This is a genomic window from Pseudoclavibacter sp. CFCC 13796 (genome assembly GCF_008831185.1).
In the GTDB taxonomy this organism is placed as follows: Bacteria; Actinomycetota; Actinomycetes; order Actinomycetales; family Microbacteriaceae; genus Pseudoclavibacter_A.
This window is the reverse complement of record NZ_WBKD01000001.1, coordinates 709,897-727,713: the sequence shown is the minus strand read 5'-3', so window position 1 is coordinate 727,713 and position 17,817 is coordinate 709,897. Positions and strand designations below refer to the sequence as shown.

Here is a 17,817-nt window from a genome sequence, read left to right as displayed (position 1 = left end):
TCCTTGGTCAAAAGGCCCGACACTGAGTTCGGCAGAGCCGCCCCGGGCGCAGTCTGTGTGATGACGAGTCGTGTGCGGCTCAGTGGAACTGCGGCACGATGAGCCACAGGGTGAACAGCACGACGGCGACACAGAGCGAGAAACAGAGCACCGAACCGGTGCGAGCGATCAGATGCGCGTTGCCGCTGCTGTCGACCTGCCCCGATTCCCAGAGGCGCAGTGCAGTCGCGTACAGTGCGCTGACGATGCTGGCGATCCCGACGGCAACGACGAGGACGGTCAGAAAGCTGATGAGAGAAGCCATTGTTGTGTGCTCTTCCTTTCAGGACTACGCAGCAGGGACAGGAGCTGGAACCGGCTCGCCGGCGGTCTCATGGTTCACGTTGTCGGCGGTCACCGGGTTGCGATGCGACAGCCGGACGATGCCCCACACGATCGCGAGGGCGAGCACCGCGACGCCGAGGGTGCCGATCAGGCCGGTGTGAGCGAGCGCCGACGCGGCAGCCGACACCAGCGCCGCTGCGGGAAAGGTGACCAGCCAGGCGATGCCCATGCGACCGGCGACTCCCCAGCTGACTCTGGCGCCTTTGCGTCCGAGTCCGGCACCGAGAATCGACCCGGAGCAGACCTGCGTGGTCGACAGTGCGAAACCGAGGTGGGAAGAGACCAGGATGGTGGTCGCCGAACTCGCCTCGGCGGCGAAGCCCTGCGGCGTGGTGATCTCGGTGATGCCTTTGCCCAGCGTGCGGATGACACGCCAGCCACCGGTGTAGGTGCCCAGTGCGATGGCGAGACCACAGGCTGCGATGACCCAGAACTCGGGGCCGCTGCCGCTGGGCTGCATACCTGCTGCGATAAGCGTCAGCGTGATGATGCCCATCGTCTTCTGCGCGTCGTTGGTGCCGTGTGAGAGAGCGACCAGCAGAGCCGTCGCGGTCTGACCGTGGCGGAATCCGCTCTCGACCTTCTTCGCATCCATCTTGCCCACGATCGCGAGAATGATCTTGACCGCGCAGAACGCAGCGAGGCCGGCGACCACCGGCGAGACGAACGCCGGCAGCAGCACCTTCGTGAACACGTTGATGAAGTTCACGCCCGAGGTGCCGACCGCGACGATCACAGCGCCGACGAGACCGCCGAAGAGGGCATGCGACGAACTGGAGGGCAGCCCTACCAGCCACGTCAGCATGTTCCAGATGATGGCGCCGACCAGGCCCGCGAAGATGACCTCAGGCCCGATCACCACCCCGCCGTCGCCCTCGTTGATGATGCCGCCCGAAATCGTCTTGGCGACCTCAGTCGACAGGAAGGCGCCGATCAGGTTGAGGATGCCCGCGGCGATGACTGCGGTCTTTGGCTTGAGCGCACCCGTGGCAATCGAGGTGGCCATGGCGTTCGCCGTGTCATGGAACCCGTTCGTGAAGTCGAATGTCAGCGCCGTTGCAATGACCAGCACGACGACGATGATTGTGGAAGCATCCATCTGAGCTTCGTGGTTCCCTTCTGAGAGACCAAATACGTAACTGCCTCGACGAGGTCTCCGGGAACTCCCCCCGACATACGATTCGTCGACTGCAATTGCTGAGTCTGCGCCCGCAAGGTTACGGGAAGGGAAACATCAAGCGGCCTTCAGGCAACCAACGTGCAATGACAGTCTAGATGGTGATATCGAGTCGTATGCATGTGGCCAAGGCTCAGCGTTTCGGCAGCACGAACCAGGCCGCCGCAGCCGCCGCGACCATCAGGATCGCTCCGATGACCGACGTCATGACGACGCCTCCCTCGAACGCAGCGTTGGCCATGCTCATGAGCTCCGCACCGAGATCGTTCGGCAGCGACGCAGCGACCTGCTCGGCGCCGGCGAGCGTCTCTCGGGCGCGTGCGCCGGCATCCGCATCGACGCCGTCAGGCACGACCAGCGCGCCGCGATAGTGCGCCGTGAGCAGCCCGCCGAGCAGCGCCGTGCCGAGCACGGCTCCGACTTCGTAGGCCGTCTCTGAGAGTGCGGATGCCGCCCCGGCTCGGTCTTTGGGTGCGGCCGAGAGAATGAGATCGTTCGAGAGCGTCTCGGCCATGCCGACGCCGACTCCGAGAATGACGAAGGCGATGAGGACGATCTGCCAGGCGGATCCGGCGCCGAACGCAGCCATGAGCACGTAGGCCGTCGCCGAGAGCAGCACCGATCCGGTGATGATGACGCGCGCCGTGACACGCTTGGACAGGGGCACGACAGCGAATCCCGCGATGATCATCAGCACGATGCCCGGCAGCAGCACCACCCCTGCCGCCAGCGGGGTGAGGCCGACGACGATCTGCAGATGCTGGCTGACGAAGAAGAGAAAGCCGACCATCGAGACGACGCTGAGCAGGTTGACCGCAATGCTGCCGCTGAAAAGCGGGTTGCGGAACAGCGTGAGGTCCAGCAGCGGCACGGGGCGACGAAGCTGGCGGCGCACGAACCAGGCGCCGACGGCGAAGCCGACCACGATCGAGACGATCGGCTGCAGGCCGAAGCCCTGAGCGGCGAACTCCTTGATGCCCAGCACGATGGCGACCAGCGCGACGATCGAGGCGAGCATTCCGGGCACGTCGATGGGGCCCGGGTGCGGGTCGCGGGACTCTCTGACGAGCAGCGGCGTCAGGATGAACAGCGGCAGCAGCACAGGCAGTGCGATGAGGAAGATCGCGTTCCAGTGGAAGTGCTCCAGCACCACGCCGCCGACCAGCGGGCCTGCGGCAGAGCCCGCCGAGAAGCATCCTGCCCACACGGCGATCGCGACTCGACGCTGATTGCGGTCGCGGAAGATACCGCGGATCAGGGCAAGCGTCGACGGCATCAGCATGGCGCCGAAGATGCCCGTGAGGCCGCGCAGCAGGATCAGTTCCAGCGCGGTCGTCGCAAATGCGCTGGCAACAGAGAAGACGGCGAACCCGGCGGCCCCTATGAGCAGCAGGCGGCGACGGCCGATGCGGTCTCCCAGGCTGCCCATGGTGACGAGCAGGCCGGCGAGCACGATCGAGTAGGCGTCGATGATCCAGAGCTGCTGTGCGGCATCCGGCTCAAGCGCCTCGGCGATGTGCGGAAGCGCGAGGCTCAGCACAGTGTTGTCGATCGAGACCAGCAGCACCGGGAGCATCAGCACCGCCAGCGCGATCCAGTCTCGAGCCGTCGCGAGCGGGGGCGTCTCGACCGATTCCGCCCGCAGACTGCCTGCGGCGCGGTGGTCGGTTTCTCTGACTGCTTCAGGGGATTCGTGCTGCCTCACACGAGATACTGTACCGTACGGACGGTATAGTTGCCATAGGGGCACAATGGAGTGAGCTGAGCAGACGACGACACTGGTGGCGAAACCGGCAACGACGCATACGACCGAGCCGATGACTCGCAGGACGTCGAGTATGACATCCACCAGACCGACCACAGGAGCGAAGATCAACGTGAGTGACAGACCGGCCCGCGAGCGGGTGCTCGACGCATACATCGACCTGCTGCTCGACTCCGGCGAGCGCGCTGCGACGCTCGAGGCCGTCGCCGAGCGCGCCGAGGTCTCGAAGGGCGGGCTGCTGTACCACTTCGCGTCGAAGAGCGACCTCGAGCGCGGCCTGCTCGAACGTCTCGACGCACTGATGGACGAAGACGTGCACAGTCTGGAGGGCACCGCGCTCGAGACGGTCGAGAACTTCTTGCGGACGTCGAACAACGCCGGCACTCCGCTCGATCGGGCTCTGCTCGCGACCGTTCGTCTTGCGCAGGGCAGCGAGGCGGCGCAGCAGGCCCTTCATGACGTCAACCAGCGGTGGCTGACGCTGCTGCGCAACACGGTGCACGACGAAGATCTTGCTCGCACGATTCTGCTGATCAGCGACGGCATCTACTATGGCTCGGCGCTCTCACAGGTGCCGGCCGCACAGCAGCTCGCTCCGACCCAGCGCGACATGGAGTCGGCGATCGTCGTGGTGCGGCAGCTGATGCAGGCCACTGAGGGCTGAGTGCACTCACGCCGCCGGCCCGCTCAGCGTGATCGGTTCCGCCGGTGCAGCATCCACACGAGCCTGCAGCCCCGCACGCACCCGCGGCCAGTCGTCGGCGACGATCGAGAAAATCGCCGCATCACGCCAGCTGCCGTCAGCACGCGGCTGATCACGCCGCGAGATGCCCTCGAAGGTGGCGCCCAGCTTGAGGATCGCCCGCCGCGAATGCTCGTTGCGGGCGTCGGCCTGAATGCGCACTCGCCCGAAACCATGGTCGAACGCGAGGCTGAGCAGCAGCAGTTTCGTCTCGGCATTGACCGAGGTGCCCCAGACGTGCGGATGGTAGGCCGTCCAGCCGAGGTGCAGGCGCTCCTTATGCAGCTCGAAGTCGGTCAGAGAGCTGGTGCCGATGACATGTCCGTCGTCAGGGCCGTCGAGCACACGCACGACGAACGGCAGCCCCACCCGCCATGGGTAATAGCCGCGCGCCCACTCGGTGAAGCTCGGCAGGTCGGCGTGGTAGTTGGCTGCTCCCCCGCCATAGCCGTCTGCGAAGATCTCGGGACGCCCGATCGCCGCGTGCAGGGCGGGCAGATCCTGTTCTGTGAGCGGGTCGAGGCGGATGCGGTGGCCGAGCAGGTGCTGCGGCAGCGGTGCGATGGCGGTCATGTGAGCACTGTACTCTGCCGAGGCCAACAGACGGCGAAGGCCCCGCACCCAGTTAACACACTGGATACAGGGCCTTCGACCTGTGGCGGTGACGGCGGGATTTGAACCCGCGGTAGGTTGCCCTACACATCATTTCGAGTGATGCACTTTCGGCCGCTCAGACACGTCACCGCAAGCAAATATAGCGGAGTCCGACCGACTCGCCAAATCCTTCCAGGGAGCACAGTCGGCAGAGACGATCTCAGAACCCGAGCAGCAGCCGCAGCCCCAGCGCGAACATGATGACGGCGATACAGATGTCCAGGATCTGCCAGGCCCTCGGCTTCGCGAAGAGCGGCCGCAGCATCCGCGCACCGAACCCGAGCGCGTAGAACCAGACGAAGCTCGACAGGATCGCCCCAGCGGCCCACCACCACGGGTGCGTCTGGTGCTGCGCGAGCGAGCCGAGCAGCACCACGGTGTCGATGTAGACGTGCGGATTCAGCCAGGTGAACGCCAGCACGGTGAGCAGCACCGAGATCAGCGAGCGGCGACCGCGGCCTGCGTCCGTCTCGGCATCGGCGTCGCCAGCACCTGTCGCTGTCCCGGCGTCGACGGCCATCGCCGTCGGTTTCAGCGCCCGCTTCGCCGCGAGCACCCCGTACCCGATCAGGAACGCCGCACCGACCGCACGAATCACCGTCATCACCACCGGCAACGACTGCACCAACGCGCCGACCCCGGCCACACCCGCGATGATCAGCACAGCATCCGACAGGGCGCACACGGTGACGACCGGCAGCATCACCGAACGGCTCGCGGTCACCCCCAGCCGCAGCAGATAGGCGTTCTGACTGCCGATCGCGACGATCAGCGAGAGACCGGTCATCAGGCCGAGCGCCGACGAGAGCAGGAGTGAGTTTTGCATGACTCGATCGTCACCCGACTCGTGGATCAAGTCCAGCTAATCTATCTAAACCTGCATTAGATACTCTTCATACATGATGTCCTTTCAGCTCGACCACGCCGCCACCCTCGTCGCTCTTGTCGACGAAGGCAGCTTCGAACGCGCGGCCCGCTCTCTGCACGTGACGCCCTCGGCAGTCTCGCAGCGCATCCACGCGATGGAAGAGGCGGTCGGCAGCGTGCTCGTCCAGCGCACCACCCCGGTCGTGCCGACGCAGGCGGGCCGCGTGGCCCTGCGCTACGCCCGTCAGCTGCTGCTGGTCGGCGCGGATGCAGCGCGTGCGCTCCGTCTCGACGGCGGCGGCCCGGCTGCAACCCACCGCGGCGACGGTGACGCCGGAGAGGCGGCCTCGAATCAGACGATCACCATTCCGATCGCGGCGAACGGCGACAGTCTCGCGACCTGGTTCCTTGGTGCGCTGGCCGCGACTCGCGATCGGATCGACGCGGTGTATGACATCCGCCGAGAAGACGAGGAGCTCGCCACTCGACTGCTGCGTCGAGGCGAGGTGATGGCGGCCATCACGACGACGGCGAAACCGGTGCAGGGCTGCACGAGCACACCTCTCGGAATGATGCGCTACCGGGCGGTGTCCTCGCCCGGCTTCTACGAGCGATGGTGTCGAGAGCCAGACGACGAGACAGCCGGCAGCCCGCTCGGCTGGCCCCTGCGCCGGCTCGCACCGATGATCAACTTCGACCGCTCCGACATGCTGCAGCAGCGCTATCTCGACTCAGTGCTGGGCAAGGCCGCCCAGCCACCGAGCCATTATGTTCCCGCCGCGCAGGACTTCGGCGACGCCATCGTGCTCGGTCTCGGCTGGGGTCTGCTCCCAGATCAGCAGGCCGACGAGTGGCTGCGCGCGGGCCGACTCGTCGAGCTCATGCCCGGTTCTGCAGTGCACGTGCCGCTGCACTGGCAGCGATGGAAGCTGCCCTCCGATGCGTTGGAGCTGCTCAGCGAAACCGTCGTGGCACACGCCGCGCAGAGCCTGCTGCGCAACGAGTAGCACAGACAGGAACGCCCCAGACCGCTCCGTGTCAGTGGGGTCGCCTACTGTGGACGCATGGCGAAGAACACAATTGCTCCGTACCACTGCACAGAGTGCGGCTTCAAGGCGTCGAAGTGGGTCGGCCGGTGCCCTGAATGCCAGGCTTGGGGCACCGTCGTCGAGGCCGGCACACAGACCGGCATCGTCAGCGGCCGCCGCGGATCGGTACAGATGGTCGATGCGTTGGGGGCACTGCCGACGCTCGATGCAGACCGCCTTGCCCGGCCGATCACCGAGCTGTCGTCTCACGATGCCACACACGTGCCGACCGGCATCGGCGAGCTCGACCGTGTGCTCGGCGGCGGCATCGTCCCGGGTGCGGCCATTCTGCTCAGCGGTGAGCCCGGCGTCGGCAAGTCGACCCTGCTGCTCGAAGTCGCCGCACGCTGGGCGGCCGAAGAGCGAACCGTGCTCTACCTGACCGCCGAGGAGTCCACCGGGCAGGTGCGCCTGCGTGCCGAACGCACCGGAGCCGTGCACGAGCATCTGCTGCTCGCCGCCGAGACCGATCTCACCGCCGCCCTCGCGCAGGTCGAGGCGGCACAGCCGTCGCTGGTCATCGTCGACTCGGTGCAGACGATCACCGATGCGAGCATCGAAGGCATCCCCGGCGGCACGGCTCAGGTGCGAGCCGTCGCGCACACCCTGACCCGCGCGGCGAAGCAGTGGGGCATCCCGCTGCTGCTCGTCGGCCACGTCACCAAAGATGGTTCGATCGCCGGCCCGCGTCTGCTCGAGCATCTCGTCGACGTCGTCTGCCAGTTCGAGGGCGACCCCCAGACCTCACTGCGATTTCTGCGTGCGCACAAGAACCGTTTCGGTTCGATCGACGAGGTGGGCTGCTTCGAGATGGGAGGCGAAGGCATCCGTGAGGTGCCCGACCCCTCAGGGCTGTTCCTCACCCGTGGCAGCGACGTGCCGGGCACGATCGTCACCATCGCGATGGAGGGTCGTCGTGCGCTGCCGGTCGAGATTCAGGCGCTCGTGGTGACGTCGACTGCACCACAGCCCCGTCGGGTCACCAACGGGCTCGACTCATCGCGCGTCTCGATGCTGATCGCCGTCCTCGAGCGTCGCGCGGGCATCACCGTGAGCAATATGGAGGTCTACGTCTCGACTGTGGGTGGGGTGAAGGTGACCGACCCGGCCGCCGACCTGCCCATCGCACTGGCCATCGCATCCGCTGCCACGGGGCGCGCGATCGACGAGCACACCGTCGCCTACGGCGAGATCAGCCTCGCCGGTCAGGTGCGTCGCGCCGCCCAGTCGGCCCAGCGCGCCGACGAGGCCGTGCGCCTCGGATACGCCACCCATCTCGACGATCGCAGCGTCTCAAGCCTGCACGAGGCACTGGCGAGAGCGCTGCAGCCCCGCAGAGCGTGATGCCGGGCGGCTACTGCATGACGAACGAGTACTGCTCAGACGACCGGCCGACGATCGTGGCCTGCACCCAGTAGGTGCCGGTCACTGACGCGTGGCGATCTTTCGAGCAGGTCGAGCCGTCGTTCATCGAGAGGTCCCACGAGACCGTTCCGGTCAGCGGTTTGCCGGGTTCCAACACGTTCATGGCGTCGGAGGGATTCGCGATGCACGGCGTCGACTTCCAGATCTCGGCCGGCCCGGAGCCCACGACCAGCTCCTGCTGCGACGTGCCGACGTTGGCCGAACATGGCGCTGAGGTGATGTTCGAGACTTCGTACACGAAGACCGGCTGCTGTGAGAACGAGTACTGGCCCTTCTCGGTCTTCACGCTCACCGAGAGTTCGCCGGGGTCACAGGTCGGCACTGAGCCGGGATCTGCCGACGGCGTGGCCGAGGCAGCGGATTCGCTCTTGGCTGCGTCGTCGCTCGTGGGGTCTGCAGATCCTGTGCTCTGCGGCTCGCTCGTCTGCGAGGTCTGTGCAGCAGAGTCGGCTTCGCTGCCGCCATTCCTGCCACTGCTCGTGGCACAGCTCACCGCCCAGACGACAATCAGAACGATGACGACCAGCAGAACGAGTGCTGCGAGACGCCTGCGACGATAGACCGCGGGGGAAGGACGTTTCGACGTGGCATGCATGGTTCCAGACTACCGATCGGCTGGGTCGTCGAATCGCCCCTGCTGAGCCCTCGGCGCATCACCGTTCGACGAGTCATGGTCGAGGTGCAGGATCATGCGGGTGTTGCCCAAGGTGTTCTGCTTCACACGCTGCAGCTCGAGGAACTCTGCCACGCCTTCGTCGGGTGACCGCACGAGCTCGACATAGGTGTCGGGGTCGATTCCAGGATCGAGCATGCGGGTGAAGCCGCTGCGAGTGAAGAAGTCGACCTCGAAGGTCAGGCAGAAGATGCGCCACACCCCGATCGTGCGGCCGCGCTCGATGAGCGCTGACACCAGCTTGTGACCGATGCCGTGCCCCTGCGCGGTGCGGTCGACGACGAGGGTGCGAATCTCGGCGAGATCCTCCCAGAAGATGTGCAGAGCGCCCGCGCCGACGACGCGGCCGTCGAGCTCGGCGACCAGAAACTCCTGCGTCGCCTCGTAGAGCACCACCAGCTCTTTGCCGAGCAGTACGCGTTCCTCGACGTACGGAGTGATCAGGTCACGAATGGCCTGAATGTCACTGGTGCGGGCGGAGCGAATCAAAAGAGCCATGCCCCCCAGAATAACCCCTGGCGGGCATGGCTCCTCTGTTCTGCCGCACCGCGTCCCGTCTCAGAGACTCGGCATCGTGCGTCTAGAGCACCTGTGTCGCAGCGATCTTGCCCTGCTCCGGCTCAGGCCCTTCGCCATCGACGACCGTGAACGTGAAGTCGTTCTTGTCGTCGACGTCGACGTCGATCTTCTGCCCGGCCGAGATCTCGCCGCGCAGAATTCGTTCAGACAGTTGGTCTTCGATCTGCACCGAAATGGCGCGACGCAGCGGGCGCGCACCGAGGGTGGGGTCGTAGCCGATCTCGATGAGCTTCTCTTTGGCCGAGACGCTGAGCTCGAGGCGCAGGTCACGATCGTAGAGTCGATCGTTGAGACGCTTGACGAACAGATCGACGATCTGCAGCAGCTCTTCTTTGTCGAGGGCGGGGAAGACGATAATGTCGTCGACGCGGTTCAGGAACTCGGGCTTGAAGTGCTTCTTCAGCTCGTCGTTGACCTTGCCCTTCATCATCTCGTAGCTGACGGTCTGGTCGTTCTCGACCTGGAAGCCCACCGGCCCGCCCGAGATCTCTTTCGACCCCAAGTTGGTCGTCATGATGATGACGGTGTTCTTGAAGTCGACGCTGCGGCCCTGACCATCGGTCAGGCGGCCCTCTTCGAGAATCTGCAGCAGCGAGTTGAAGATGTCGGGATGCGCCTTCTCGATCTCGTCGAACAGCACGACGCTGAACGGGTTGCGTCGCACCTTCTCGGTGAGCTGCCCGCCCTCTTCGAACCCCACGAAGCCCGGAGGGGCGCCGAACAGGCGTGAAACGGTGTGCTTCTCGCCGAACTCGGACATATCGAGAGAGATGAGCGCGTCTTCGTCGTCGAACAGGAACTTCGCGAGCGCTTTGGCCAGCTCGGTCTTGCCGACGCCGGTGGGCCCGGCGAAGATGAACGACCCGCTGGGGCGCTTCGGATCTTTCAGACCGGCGCGCGTGCGGCGGATGCTGCGAGAGAGCGCCTTGATGGCCTCTTTCTGCCCGATGACGCGCTGGCCGAGCTCCTCTTCCATGAAGAGCAGTCTCGACGACTCCTCTTCGGTGAGTTTGAAGACGGGGATGCCTGTGGCCTGAGCCAGCACCTCGGCGATGAGCCCTTCGTCGACCTCGGCGTGCACCTCTTTGTCGCCCTTGCGCCATTCCTTCTCAGACTTCAGCCGCTCGCCGAGCAGCTTCTTCTCCTGGTCGCGCAGGCTGGCAGCCTTCTCGAAGTCTTGGTCTTCGATGGCCTGCTCTTTGGCAGCGCGAACTTCGGTGATCTTCTCGTCGAACTCACGCAGCTGCGGCGGAGCGGAGAGCACGCTGAGGCGCAGACGAGCACCGGCCTCATCGATCAGGTCGATGGCCTTGTCAGGCAGGTGCCGATCTTGGATGTATCGGGCCGAGAGATTCACCGCGGCAACGATCGCACCGTCGGTGATCTTCACCTTGTGGTGCTTCTCGTAGCGCTCGCGCAGCCCCTTCAGAATCTGAATCGAGTGCTGCAGGCTCGGCTCGCGCACCTGCACCGACTGGAACCGGCGCTCGAGAGCGGCGTCTTTCTCGAAGTACTTGCGGTACTCGTCAGTGGTGGTGGCTCCGATGGTCTGCAGCTCGCCGCGGGCGAGCATCGGCTTGAGGATGCTGGCGGCGTCGATCGCTCCCTCTGCGGCACCAGCGCCGACGAGCGTGTGAATCTCATCGATGAAGATGATGATGTCGCCGCGGTTCTTGATCTCTTTGAGCACCTTGCGCAGTCGCTCTTCGAAATCGCCGCGATAGCGCGAACCCGCGATCAGCGCCGAGAGGTCGAGGGTGTAGAGCTGCTTGTCTTTCAGCGTCTCGGGCACTTCGCCCGAGACGATGGCCTGTGCGAGCCCCTCGACGACCGAGGTCTTTCCGACGCCCGGCTCGCCGATGAGCACTGGGTTGTTCTTGGTGCGGCGGCTGAGCACCTGCATCACGCGCTCGATCTCGCGCTCACGCCCGATGACCGGGTCGAGCTTGCCGTCGCGGGCCTTCTGAGTGAGGTTCTCGCCGAACTGGTCGAGCACCTGCGAGCCCTTGGCCTGCGTGCCTCCTTCGGCGCCCACGCCGGCGAGCTGCGCGTCTTTGCCGTTCTGGTAGCCCGCAAGCTGCTGCACGACGATCTGACGCAGCTGCGTCAGATCGACGCCGAGTTTGACGAGCACCTGGACGGCGACGCCCTCGCCCTCGCGGATCAGCCCGAGCAGGATGTGCTCGGTGCCGACGTAGTTGTGGCCGAGCTGCAGGGCCTCGCGGAATGAGAGCTCGAGAACCTTCTTGCCACGCGGGGTGAACGGAATGTGCCCCGTCGGAGGCTGCTGGCCGACGCCGATGATGTCTTCGACCTGCTCACGAGCCTCGTCGAGCGTGACGCCGACCTGCTCCAGCGACTTGGCTGCGACACCCTCGCCCTCGTGCAGCAGCCCGAGCAGCAGGTGCTCCGAGCCGATGTAATTGTGGTTGAGCATCTTGGCCTCTTCCTGGGCCAAGACCACCACGCGGCGGGCGCGGTCGGTGAAACGTTCGAACATGGCATCTCCTTCGCGGTTTGCCGGTTATGAACATCAAACCAGAAACCTGCCGCAGATCGGGGCGTGTTCGCCGTGGGCTAAGCGCACACCGGCGGCTGCGGCTCCGCTCGCGTCCTGCTCGGCGATGAGAAGGGTCAGATCAGCGGTCGGTGGCTGCGTCTGCGTCAGACGGATGCTTCGGCCGAGCCTGTGCGTCAGCCGACGAAGCGGGGCGCGCGACTGCGTTCGCCTGCCGATCGCTGTCCGGGAGCGCACCATAGCGCTCGGCGAACCGGGCCTCTTCCTGCTGTTCCACGCTCTTGCGCACCTTGCGCTCAGTGCGGTCGGCCCGCAGCACCGACCGAAACGTGTACCAGAACAGCACGCCGACCAGCGCCGTGGGTGTGATCGCCCACAGGGCCGCCGTCATCCATTCCTGCGCACTCATCGCATCCCCTTTATCGCACCAGCGGGAACAGCACCGTCTCGCGGATGCCGAGGCCGGTCAGGGCCATCAGCAGGCGATCGATGCCCATGCCCATGCCGCCTGCAGGCGGCATGCCGTACTCCATGGCGGTCAGGAAGTCTTCGTCGACCTGCATCGCCTCGGGGTCACCGGCGGCGGCCAGCAGGGACTGCTCGACGAAGCGCTGTCGCTGAATCACCGGATCGGCGAGCTCGGAGTAGCCGGTGGCGAGTTCGAACCCGCGCACGTAGAGATCCCACTTCTCGACGACGCCGGGCTTCGAGCGGTGTGCGCGCGTGAGCGGGCTGGTGTCGAGCGGAAAGTCCATCACGAACGTCGGACGCGTCAGCCCCGGCTTCACGTAGTGCTCCCAGAGCTCTTCGACGAACTTGCCGTGCGTGGCGGTCTTGGGATCGAGCGTGATGCCCACGGCGTCGGCCAGCGACGACAGCTCGGCGACCGAGGTCTCGACCGTGATCTGCGGAGCGCTGCCGGTGCCGGCCCACTGAGCGGCGAGCTGCTCGTTGAGCGAGCCGTACAGGTCGATGCGATCCCAGTCACCCGAGTAGTCGTGCGCCGTGCCGTCGCTCCAGACCACGGTCTCGTCGCCGGTCGGGCTGGATGCCTTCGCCGCGTTCTGAATCAGCTCCTGCGTCAGATCGGCGATGCTGTTGTAGTCGCCGTAGGCCTCGTAGGCCTCCAGCATCGCGAACTCGGGGCTGTGCGTCGAATCGGCGCCCTCGTTGCGGAAGTTGCGGTTGATCTCGAACACGCGATCGATGCCGCCCACCAGGGCGCGCTTGAGAAAGAGCTCGGGAGCGATGCGCAGATAGAGATCCATGTCGAAGGCGTTCGAATGCGTGACGAACGGACGCGCCGAGGCACCGCCGTGCACCGTCTGCAGCATCGGCGTCTCGACCTCGACGAAGCCGTGCTCGGCAAAGGTATGACGCAGCGAGGCATTGGTGTTCGCTCGGGTGAGCACCATCTCGCGGGCCGCGTCACGCGCGATCAGATCGAGGTAGCGGTTGCGCACGCGGAACTCTTCGCCGAGCTCGCTGTGCAGATTCGGCAGCGGGCGGATCGCCTTCGAGGCGATCTGCCAGCGGTCGACGAAGACCGACAGCTCGCCGCGCTTCGACGCGATCACCCTGCCGTGCACGAAGAGGTGATCGCCGAGATCGACCAGCTCTTTGAACGCGGTGAGTGACTCTTTGCCCACCTCGCCCTGGCTGAGCATCGCCTGGATGCGCTCCCCGTCGCCCGCCTGCAGCGCCACGAAGCACAGACGCCCGGTGTTGCGCACATGGACGACGCGGCCGGCGATGCCGACGATGTCATCCGTCTCTTCACCGGCCTCGAGACCGGCATGACGGTCGCGGACGGCATGGATGCTCGTGGTCACCGGCACACTCACCGGGTAGGCGTCGCCCTCGGCCAGCAGACGATCGCGCTTGGCCAGACGCACCTCGCGCTGCTCGTTCGAGTCAGCCGCCAACTGCTGTTCGGCGCTGAGCCCCTGCTCGCCGGTCACATCGTGTTCGGTCATGCGTTCTCCTCCGTTGATGGCCCGGCGATCTCTACCGCAGCATTGTCGATGAGTCTCACCTGGCCGACGCGTGCGGCCAGAATCACTCTGGCGGCGCCGGCGACATCGTCTGCGACCGGCACGAAAGTCTGTGGTTCCACGATCTCGAGATAGTCGACCTCGATGCCCGGCTGTGCCTCGAGCAGAGAGAGACCGACGCGCTTTGCCTCGCTCGGCAGAGCCCCGTCGACGCACTGTCGCTGCACGGCGAGCACCGCCTTCGAGAGAAACAGCGCCGTGACACGCTCTGTCTCGCTGAGCCGGGCGTTGCGACTCGACAGCGCCAGACCGTCGGTGTCACGACGAATCGGCACCGGCAGAATGCGCACGGGCAGGTCGAGGTCGGCGACCATGTTCGTGACCAGCACGAGCTGCTGAAAGTCCTTCTCGCCGAAGGCGGCCACATCGGGCTGCACGATGTTCAGCAGCTTGTTGACCACCGTCAGTGCACCGGCGAAGTGCGTCGGTCGCGTCTTGCCTTCGAAATAGCGCCCCGGCAGACCAGGCAGGATGCTGGTGCGCAGCTCGCCCTGCGGGTACATCTCGGCGGGCGTGGGGGCGAACACCGCGTCGACTCCGACGGTGGCGAGCAGCTCGACATCGGCATCCAGCGTGCGCGGATAGGAGTCGTAGTCATCCCCCGGTGCGAACTGCGTGGGGTTGACGAAGATCGACACGATCACCGTGTCGACCTCCTGCTGCAGAGCATCGACGAGTGAGAGGTGACCCGCGTGGAGCGCACCCATGGTCGGCACGAGCCCGACCGTCAGCCCCTGTTCCCGCAGGGCGCTGACGTAGGCATGCATCTCAGCGAGACGGTGCATCACGACCGGCCCGAGCGGTCGAGCGGCATCGGCGCTGACTGGATCCGCTGGGATCGAGGTGCCGGCTTCTTCGGGTGACGTGGACAAAACGCTCATCTCTCGTCTGGGCGGAGGTCGGTCAGACCGGGGTTCGAGTCTGGCCACTGGGATCGGTCGAGGGCCGCATCCACCGATGACTGAATCACCGAACGGATCAGCCTGGCAGGGTTCTGCACACCGATCTCGCGCAGCAGACCCGTCGACTGATCGACGATCGCACGCGAGAAATCGCCTGCGACCGCACGCGCTTCAGCATACACCGAGCGATCTGCGTCACTGATCGGCACCGGTTCGCCGCCCATCTCGATCACCAGGGCCTGTGCGATCGGAGACACCGCGGGAGGTGCCGACACCGCGAAGGCCGCACCGTGCATCCGCTGCACATCGAGCCCGGTGTCGGTGAGCTGCACCGCCGGGCTCACCGCCAGCGGAATCACGCCCTGCCGTGCGATCGGATCGAGCACGCGTTCGCCGAACTGCGGCGCAGTGTGCAGGGCGAGCTGCCCCGGACGCCACAGCTGCGCAGCGGCGGTGCCTTCGACGAAGACGGCGAGCTGATCACCGGGGATGGCGAGCACGACCAGATCGGCCCGTTCAATCACCTGCGCCTCATCGACGACCGGCACCTGCGGCATCGCGGTCTCGAGACGATCACGATGCCGCTCTGACGAGGTCGAGACGGCAACGATGCGATGGCCGGCTCCGGCCAGGGCCAGCCCCAGAGCGATGCCGACCGCGCCGGCGCCGACCACACCGACGTCGAGTCTCGGCGCCGGGCTCACAGTCGGCTCCGTGTGCGCGCGGGCGCCGGATCGATCGGCCCGGTCGCCGGAGTGCCGGACTTCGGGGTGCCTCCGCGGCCCTGGTCGTCGCCGTCGCTCGGCGGCAGCCGACACCAGAGCTCGGCGACCACGCCGCAGATCGCGAGCACGAGCGATGCGCCCGCTGTGACGACCAGCGGAAGCACGATGCTCGCACTCGGCGTCGCCGGGGGAATGAGCGCGAAGACCAGCAGTCCCACGAACACCCCGCTCAGCCCAGAGGCGCTCACCGAGCTGGCTTTGGCCAGCAGCAGCGCACGTGTGGCGAAGAACGGATCGATCGCCTCGACGTTCGAGCTGCCGTGCTCGCGCAGCTCGCGGTCACGGGCTCGGGTGCGAGACCGCACTCTCCAGGCCATGCCCAACACGACGAGCGCGATCACGATCAGCGCCCCCGGAAGGGTCCACGGTGGCAGCAGCTGACGCTGGCCGAGCTGCACGAGACTCGCCTGGCCGGCCCAGCCCAGCGCCGCGAAGATGCCGGCGATCAAGAACAGGGAGCGAATGCGGGTGGTGCCCATCAGCTCTCCTGCCCCTCGGACCGCACGCGGGCGAGCAGCTCGACGATCGGCGTGCCCGAGAGCGTGGCCGTGGGATCGATCTCGGCCCAGGGCGCGAGCACGAAGTCCCGTTCGGCCGCGCGTACGTGCGGCACGGTGAGCTCGGCGGTCTGCAGTCGCACCCCTGGGATGTCGACGATGTCGAGGTCGAGCGTTCGATCGCCCCAGCGCACATCACGGCGCCGGTGGTGACGCTGCTCGATCGCCTGAAGTGCGTGCAGCAGCGGCAGTGGCTCGAGTGTCGTCGAGATGAGCGCCACTGCGTTCGCGAAGCGCGGGCGCGACGGATCGGGCCCGTCCAGCGAGACCGCGACCGTCTCATGGATGCGGGACATGCGTTCGACGGTGACGCCCGCCGTCGCGCCGAGATCGCGCACCGCCGCCTGCAGAGTCGCTCCGGTGTCGCCGAGATTGCTGCCCAGCGCGATCACCGCAGCGCGGGACGCAGACGGCTGCGAGTTCTCGTTCATCAGAGCTGCCTGCGAATGGTCAGAGTCACATCGCTGAACGCGACGGTGATCGGCGCCTGGGGCTTGTGCACCGTGACCTCGACCGCCTGCACACCGCTCAGGGCCAAGAGATCGCCGGCGATCAGCTCGGCGAGGCGTTCGATCAGATCGACCGGCTCGCCGGTGATGCGTGCATTGATCAGCTCGGCGGCCACCCCGTAGTCGACCGTGTCATCGAGTCGGTCGCTGCGCCCCGCAGCACGTGTCGACACTTCGAGCACCGCATCGACCGTGAACCACTGCCCGTCTCGGCGCTCGGCGGGAAACACCCCGTGGCGTCCGCGGGCGCGCACGCCGCTCAGCCGGATGAGGTCTGGCGACTCCACCGCATTCGTCTGCGCTGACTCTGCACTCATCGGTGCTCCCCCTCTGTCGGTTCGAACCGCTCTGCCGCGGCCAACGCTGCGGCCGTCGCTGCGACGTCGTGCACGCGAAACCCCCACACTCCGCGGTGTGCCATCAGCGCCGAGATCGCAGCCGTGGCGGCGTCCTTGGCCCGCAGCACCGCTGCAGGATCGGCGTCCGGCTCGCGCAGCGCCGCCGGCAGCAGCCGGCCGACGAACCGCTTGCGGCTCGCCCCGATCATCACCGGCAGTCCGAACGCGAGCAGTCGGTCGAACCCGTTGATGATCTGCCAGTTGTGCTCGGCGTTCTTGCTGAAGCCGAGGCCCGGGTCGAGAATCAGCCGCGAGTCGTCGATGCCCGCGGCTCGCGCCGCCTCGACGCGCTGCTCGAGCTCGGCGAGCACCTCGCCGAGCACGTCGTCGTAGTGCGCGGGCGCGTGCCCCGGGCTGAGCAGACCACGCCAGTGAGACAGGATGAGCCTGGCGTCGGTGTCGCTGACTGCGTCGAACATGTCGGGGTCGGCAAGGCCGGCCGAGACGTCGTTGATGTATACGGCGCCGGCTTGAGCCGTCGCCAGGGCGGTCGCGGCGTTCATGGTGTCGATGCTGAGCGTGACGCCCGCCTCGACGAGCGGTCGCACCACTGGCAGGATGCGCTGCTGCTCGACCTCGACCGGCACGCGCTGGCTGCCGGGCCGGGTCGATTCTCCGCCCACGTCGATCAGGTCGGCGCCCTGTGCCGTGAGGTCGAGACCGTGGCGCACCGCGTCCGTCGGATCAAGCCAGCATCCGCCGTCGCTGAACGAGTCTGGAGTGACGTTGAGCACACCCAT

At 66.4% G+C, this 17,817-nt stretch carries 19 protein-coding genes and 1 tRNA gene; 3 read left to right on the top strand and 17 right to left on the bottom strand.

All coding sequences use genetic code 11. The features are described 5' to 3' along the window. Positions 1 to 79: 79 nt before the first annotated feature. The 3 genes from F8O07_RS03265 to F8O07_RS03255 all read right to left on the bottom strand — a co-directional run bounded on the left by F8O07_RS03265 (position 80) and on the right by F8O07_RS03255 (position 3,206). Entirely contained in the window at positions 80 to 304 is a 225-nt protein-coding gene (locus F8O07_RS03265) for a hypothetical protein (protein ID WP_158030714.1), read from the bottom strand. A gap of 24 nt (positions 305 to 328) precedes the next feature. After that, positions 329 to 1,483, bottom strand: a complete 1,155-nt coding sequence (locus F8O07_RS03260) for an inorganic phosphate transporter (RefSeq protein WP_158030713.1) — start codon at positions 1,481 to 1,483, stop codon at positions 329 to 331. A 211-nt stretch (positions 1,484 to 1,694) separates the two neighbouring features. After that, entirely contained in the window at positions 1,695 to 3,206 is a 1,512-nt protein-coding gene (locus F8O07_RS03255; RefSeq protein ID WP_225733247.1) for an MFS transporter, read from the bottom strand. Between the two features lie 193 nt (positions 3,207 to 3,399). On the opposite strand from F8O07_RS03255, the gene F8O07_RS10795 reads away from it, so the two are divergent. Further along, the gene (locus F8O07_RS10795; protein ID WP_158030712.1) at positions 3,400 to 3,990 is read left to right on the top strand and encodes a TetR/AcrR family transcriptional regulator; all 591 of its coding nucleotides are present in this window, start codon (positions 3,400 to 3,402) and stop codon (positions 3,988 to 3,990) included. A 6-nt stretch (positions 3,991 to 3,996) separates the two neighbouring features. On the opposite strand, the gene F8O07_RS03245 is transcribed toward F8O07_RS10795, so the two are convergent. From F8O07_RS03245 to F8O07_RS03235, 3 genes are all read right to left on the bottom strand, one after another. Further along, entirely contained in the window at positions 3,997 to 4,641 is a 645-nt protein-coding gene (locus F8O07_RS03245; RefSeq protein WP_158030711.1) for a GNAT family N-acetyltransferase, read from the bottom strand. An 83-nt stretch (positions 4,642 to 4,724) separates the two neighbouring features. Beyond that, positions 4,725 to 4,812 (bottom strand) — tRNA-Ser (locus F8O07_RS03240). A gap of 70 nt (positions 4,813 to 4,882) precedes the next feature. Further along, on the bottom strand, positions 4,883 to 5,548 hold the full coding sequence (locus tag F8O07_RS03235) for a LysE/ArgO family amino acid transporter (protein WP_158030710.1): 666 nt from the start codon (positions 5,546 to 5,548) through the stop codon (positions 4,883 to 4,885). A 73-nt stretch (positions 5,549 to 5,621) separates the two neighbouring features. Between F8O07_RS03235 and F8O07_RS03230 the strand changes: the two genes are divergently transcribed. Together F8O07_RS03230 and radA are read left to right on the top strand one after the other, a co-directional pair. Beyond that, positions 5,622 to 6,596, top strand: a complete 975-nt coding sequence (locus tag F8O07_RS03230; RefSeq protein WP_225733148.1) for a LysR family transcriptional regulator ArgP — start codon at positions 5,622 to 5,624, stop codon at positions 6,594 to 6,596. Positions 6,597 to 6,653: 57 nt separating this feature from the next. Continuing rightward, complete coding sequence (gene radA / locus F8O07_RS03225) at positions 6,654 to 8,021, top strand: DNA repair protein RadA (RefSeq protein WP_158030709.1); 1,368 nt, start codon at positions 6,654 to 6,656, stop codon at positions 8,019 to 8,021. A gap of 10 nt (positions 8,022 to 8,031) precedes the next feature. Here radA and F8O07_RS03220 read toward each other — a convergent pair whose 3' ends face one another. From F8O07_RS03220 to folP, 11 genes are all read right to left on the bottom strand, one after another. Then, positions 8,032 to 8,697: a hypothetical protein gene (locus tag F8O07_RS03220; protein ID WP_158030708.1), complete on the bottom strand. Its 666-nt coding sequence runs from the start codon at positions 8,695 to 8,697 to the stop codon at positions 8,032 to 8,034. 9 nt (positions 8,698 to 8,706) lie between these two features. Beyond that, positions 8,707 to 9,273: an amino-acid N-acetyltransferase gene (locus F8O07_RS03215; protein WP_192496614.1), complete on the bottom strand. Its 567-nt coding sequence runs from the start codon at positions 9,271 to 9,273 to the stop codon at positions 8,707 to 8,709. An 82-nt stretch (positions 9,274 to 9,355) separates the two neighbouring features. Continuing rightward, positions 9,356 to 11,854: an ATP-dependent Clp protease ATP-binding subunit gene (locus tag F8O07_RS03210; RefSeq protein ID WP_158030707.1), complete on the bottom strand. Its 2,499-nt coding sequence runs from the start codon at positions 11,852 to 11,854 to the stop codon at positions 9,356 to 9,358. A 139-nt stretch (positions 11,855 to 11,993) separates the two neighbouring features. Further along, positions 11,994 to 12,281 (bottom strand): hypothetical protein, encoded by a 288-nt coding sequence (locus F8O07_RS03205; RefSeq protein WP_158030706.1) that lies wholly within the window; start codon positions 12,279 to 12,281, stop codon positions 11,994 to 11,996. 10 nt (positions 12,282 to 12,291) lie between these two features. Then, positions 12,292 to 13,848 carry a lysine--tRNA ligase gene (lysS, locus tag F8O07_RS03200; RefSeq protein ID WP_158030705.1) on the bottom strand — a complete coding sequence of 519 codons (1,557 nt, stop codon included), beginning with the start codon at positions 13,846 to 13,848 and terminating at the stop codon, positions 12,292 to 12,294. After that, positions 13,845 to 14,807, bottom strand: coding sequence for a pantoate--beta-alanine ligase (gene panC, locus F8O07_RS03195; protein WP_225733147.1), 963 nt, complete (start codon positions 14,805 to 14,807; stop codon positions 13,845 to 13,847). The genes lysS and panC overlap by 4 nt, the downstream gene beginning before the upstream one ends. After that, positions 14,804 to 15,532 (bottom strand): DUF2520 domain-containing protein, encoded by a 729-nt coding sequence (locus F8O07_RS03190; protein WP_158030704.1) that lies wholly within the window; start codon positions 15,530 to 15,532, stop codon positions 14,804 to 14,806. Before F8O07_RS03190 ends, panC begins: the two co-directional genes overlap by 4 nt. Beyond that, positions 15,529 to 16,092, bottom strand: a complete 564-nt coding sequence (locus F8O07_RS03185; RefSeq protein ID WP_158030703.1) for a DUF3180 domain-containing protein — start codon at positions 16,090 to 16,092, stop codon at positions 15,529 to 15,531. The genes F8O07_RS03190 and F8O07_RS03185 overlap by 4 nt, the downstream gene beginning before the upstream one ends. Continuing rightward, the gene (gene folK, locus F8O07_RS03180; RefSeq protein WP_158030702.1) at positions 16,092 to 16,601 is read right to left on the bottom strand and encodes a 2-amino-4-hydroxy-6-hydroxymethyldihydropteridine diphosphokinase; all 510 of its coding nucleotides are present in this window, start codon (positions 16,599 to 16,601) and stop codon (positions 16,092 to 16,094) included. Before folK ends, F8O07_RS03185 begins: the two co-directional genes overlap by 1 nt. Further along, positions 16,601 to 16,996, bottom strand: coding sequence for a dihydroneopterin aldolase (gene folB, locus F8O07_RS03175; RefSeq protein ID WP_158030701.1), 396 nt, complete (start codon positions 16,994 to 16,996; stop codon positions 16,601 to 16,603). Before folB ends, folK begins: the two co-directional genes overlap by 1 nt. Further along, positions 16,993 to 17,817, bottom strand: a complete 825-nt coding sequence (gene folP / locus F8O07_RS03170) for a dihydropteroate synthase (RefSeq protein ID WP_158031760.1) — start codon at positions 17,815 to 17,817, stop codon at positions 16,993 to 16,995. The genes folB and folP overlap by 4 nt, the downstream gene beginning before the upstream one ends.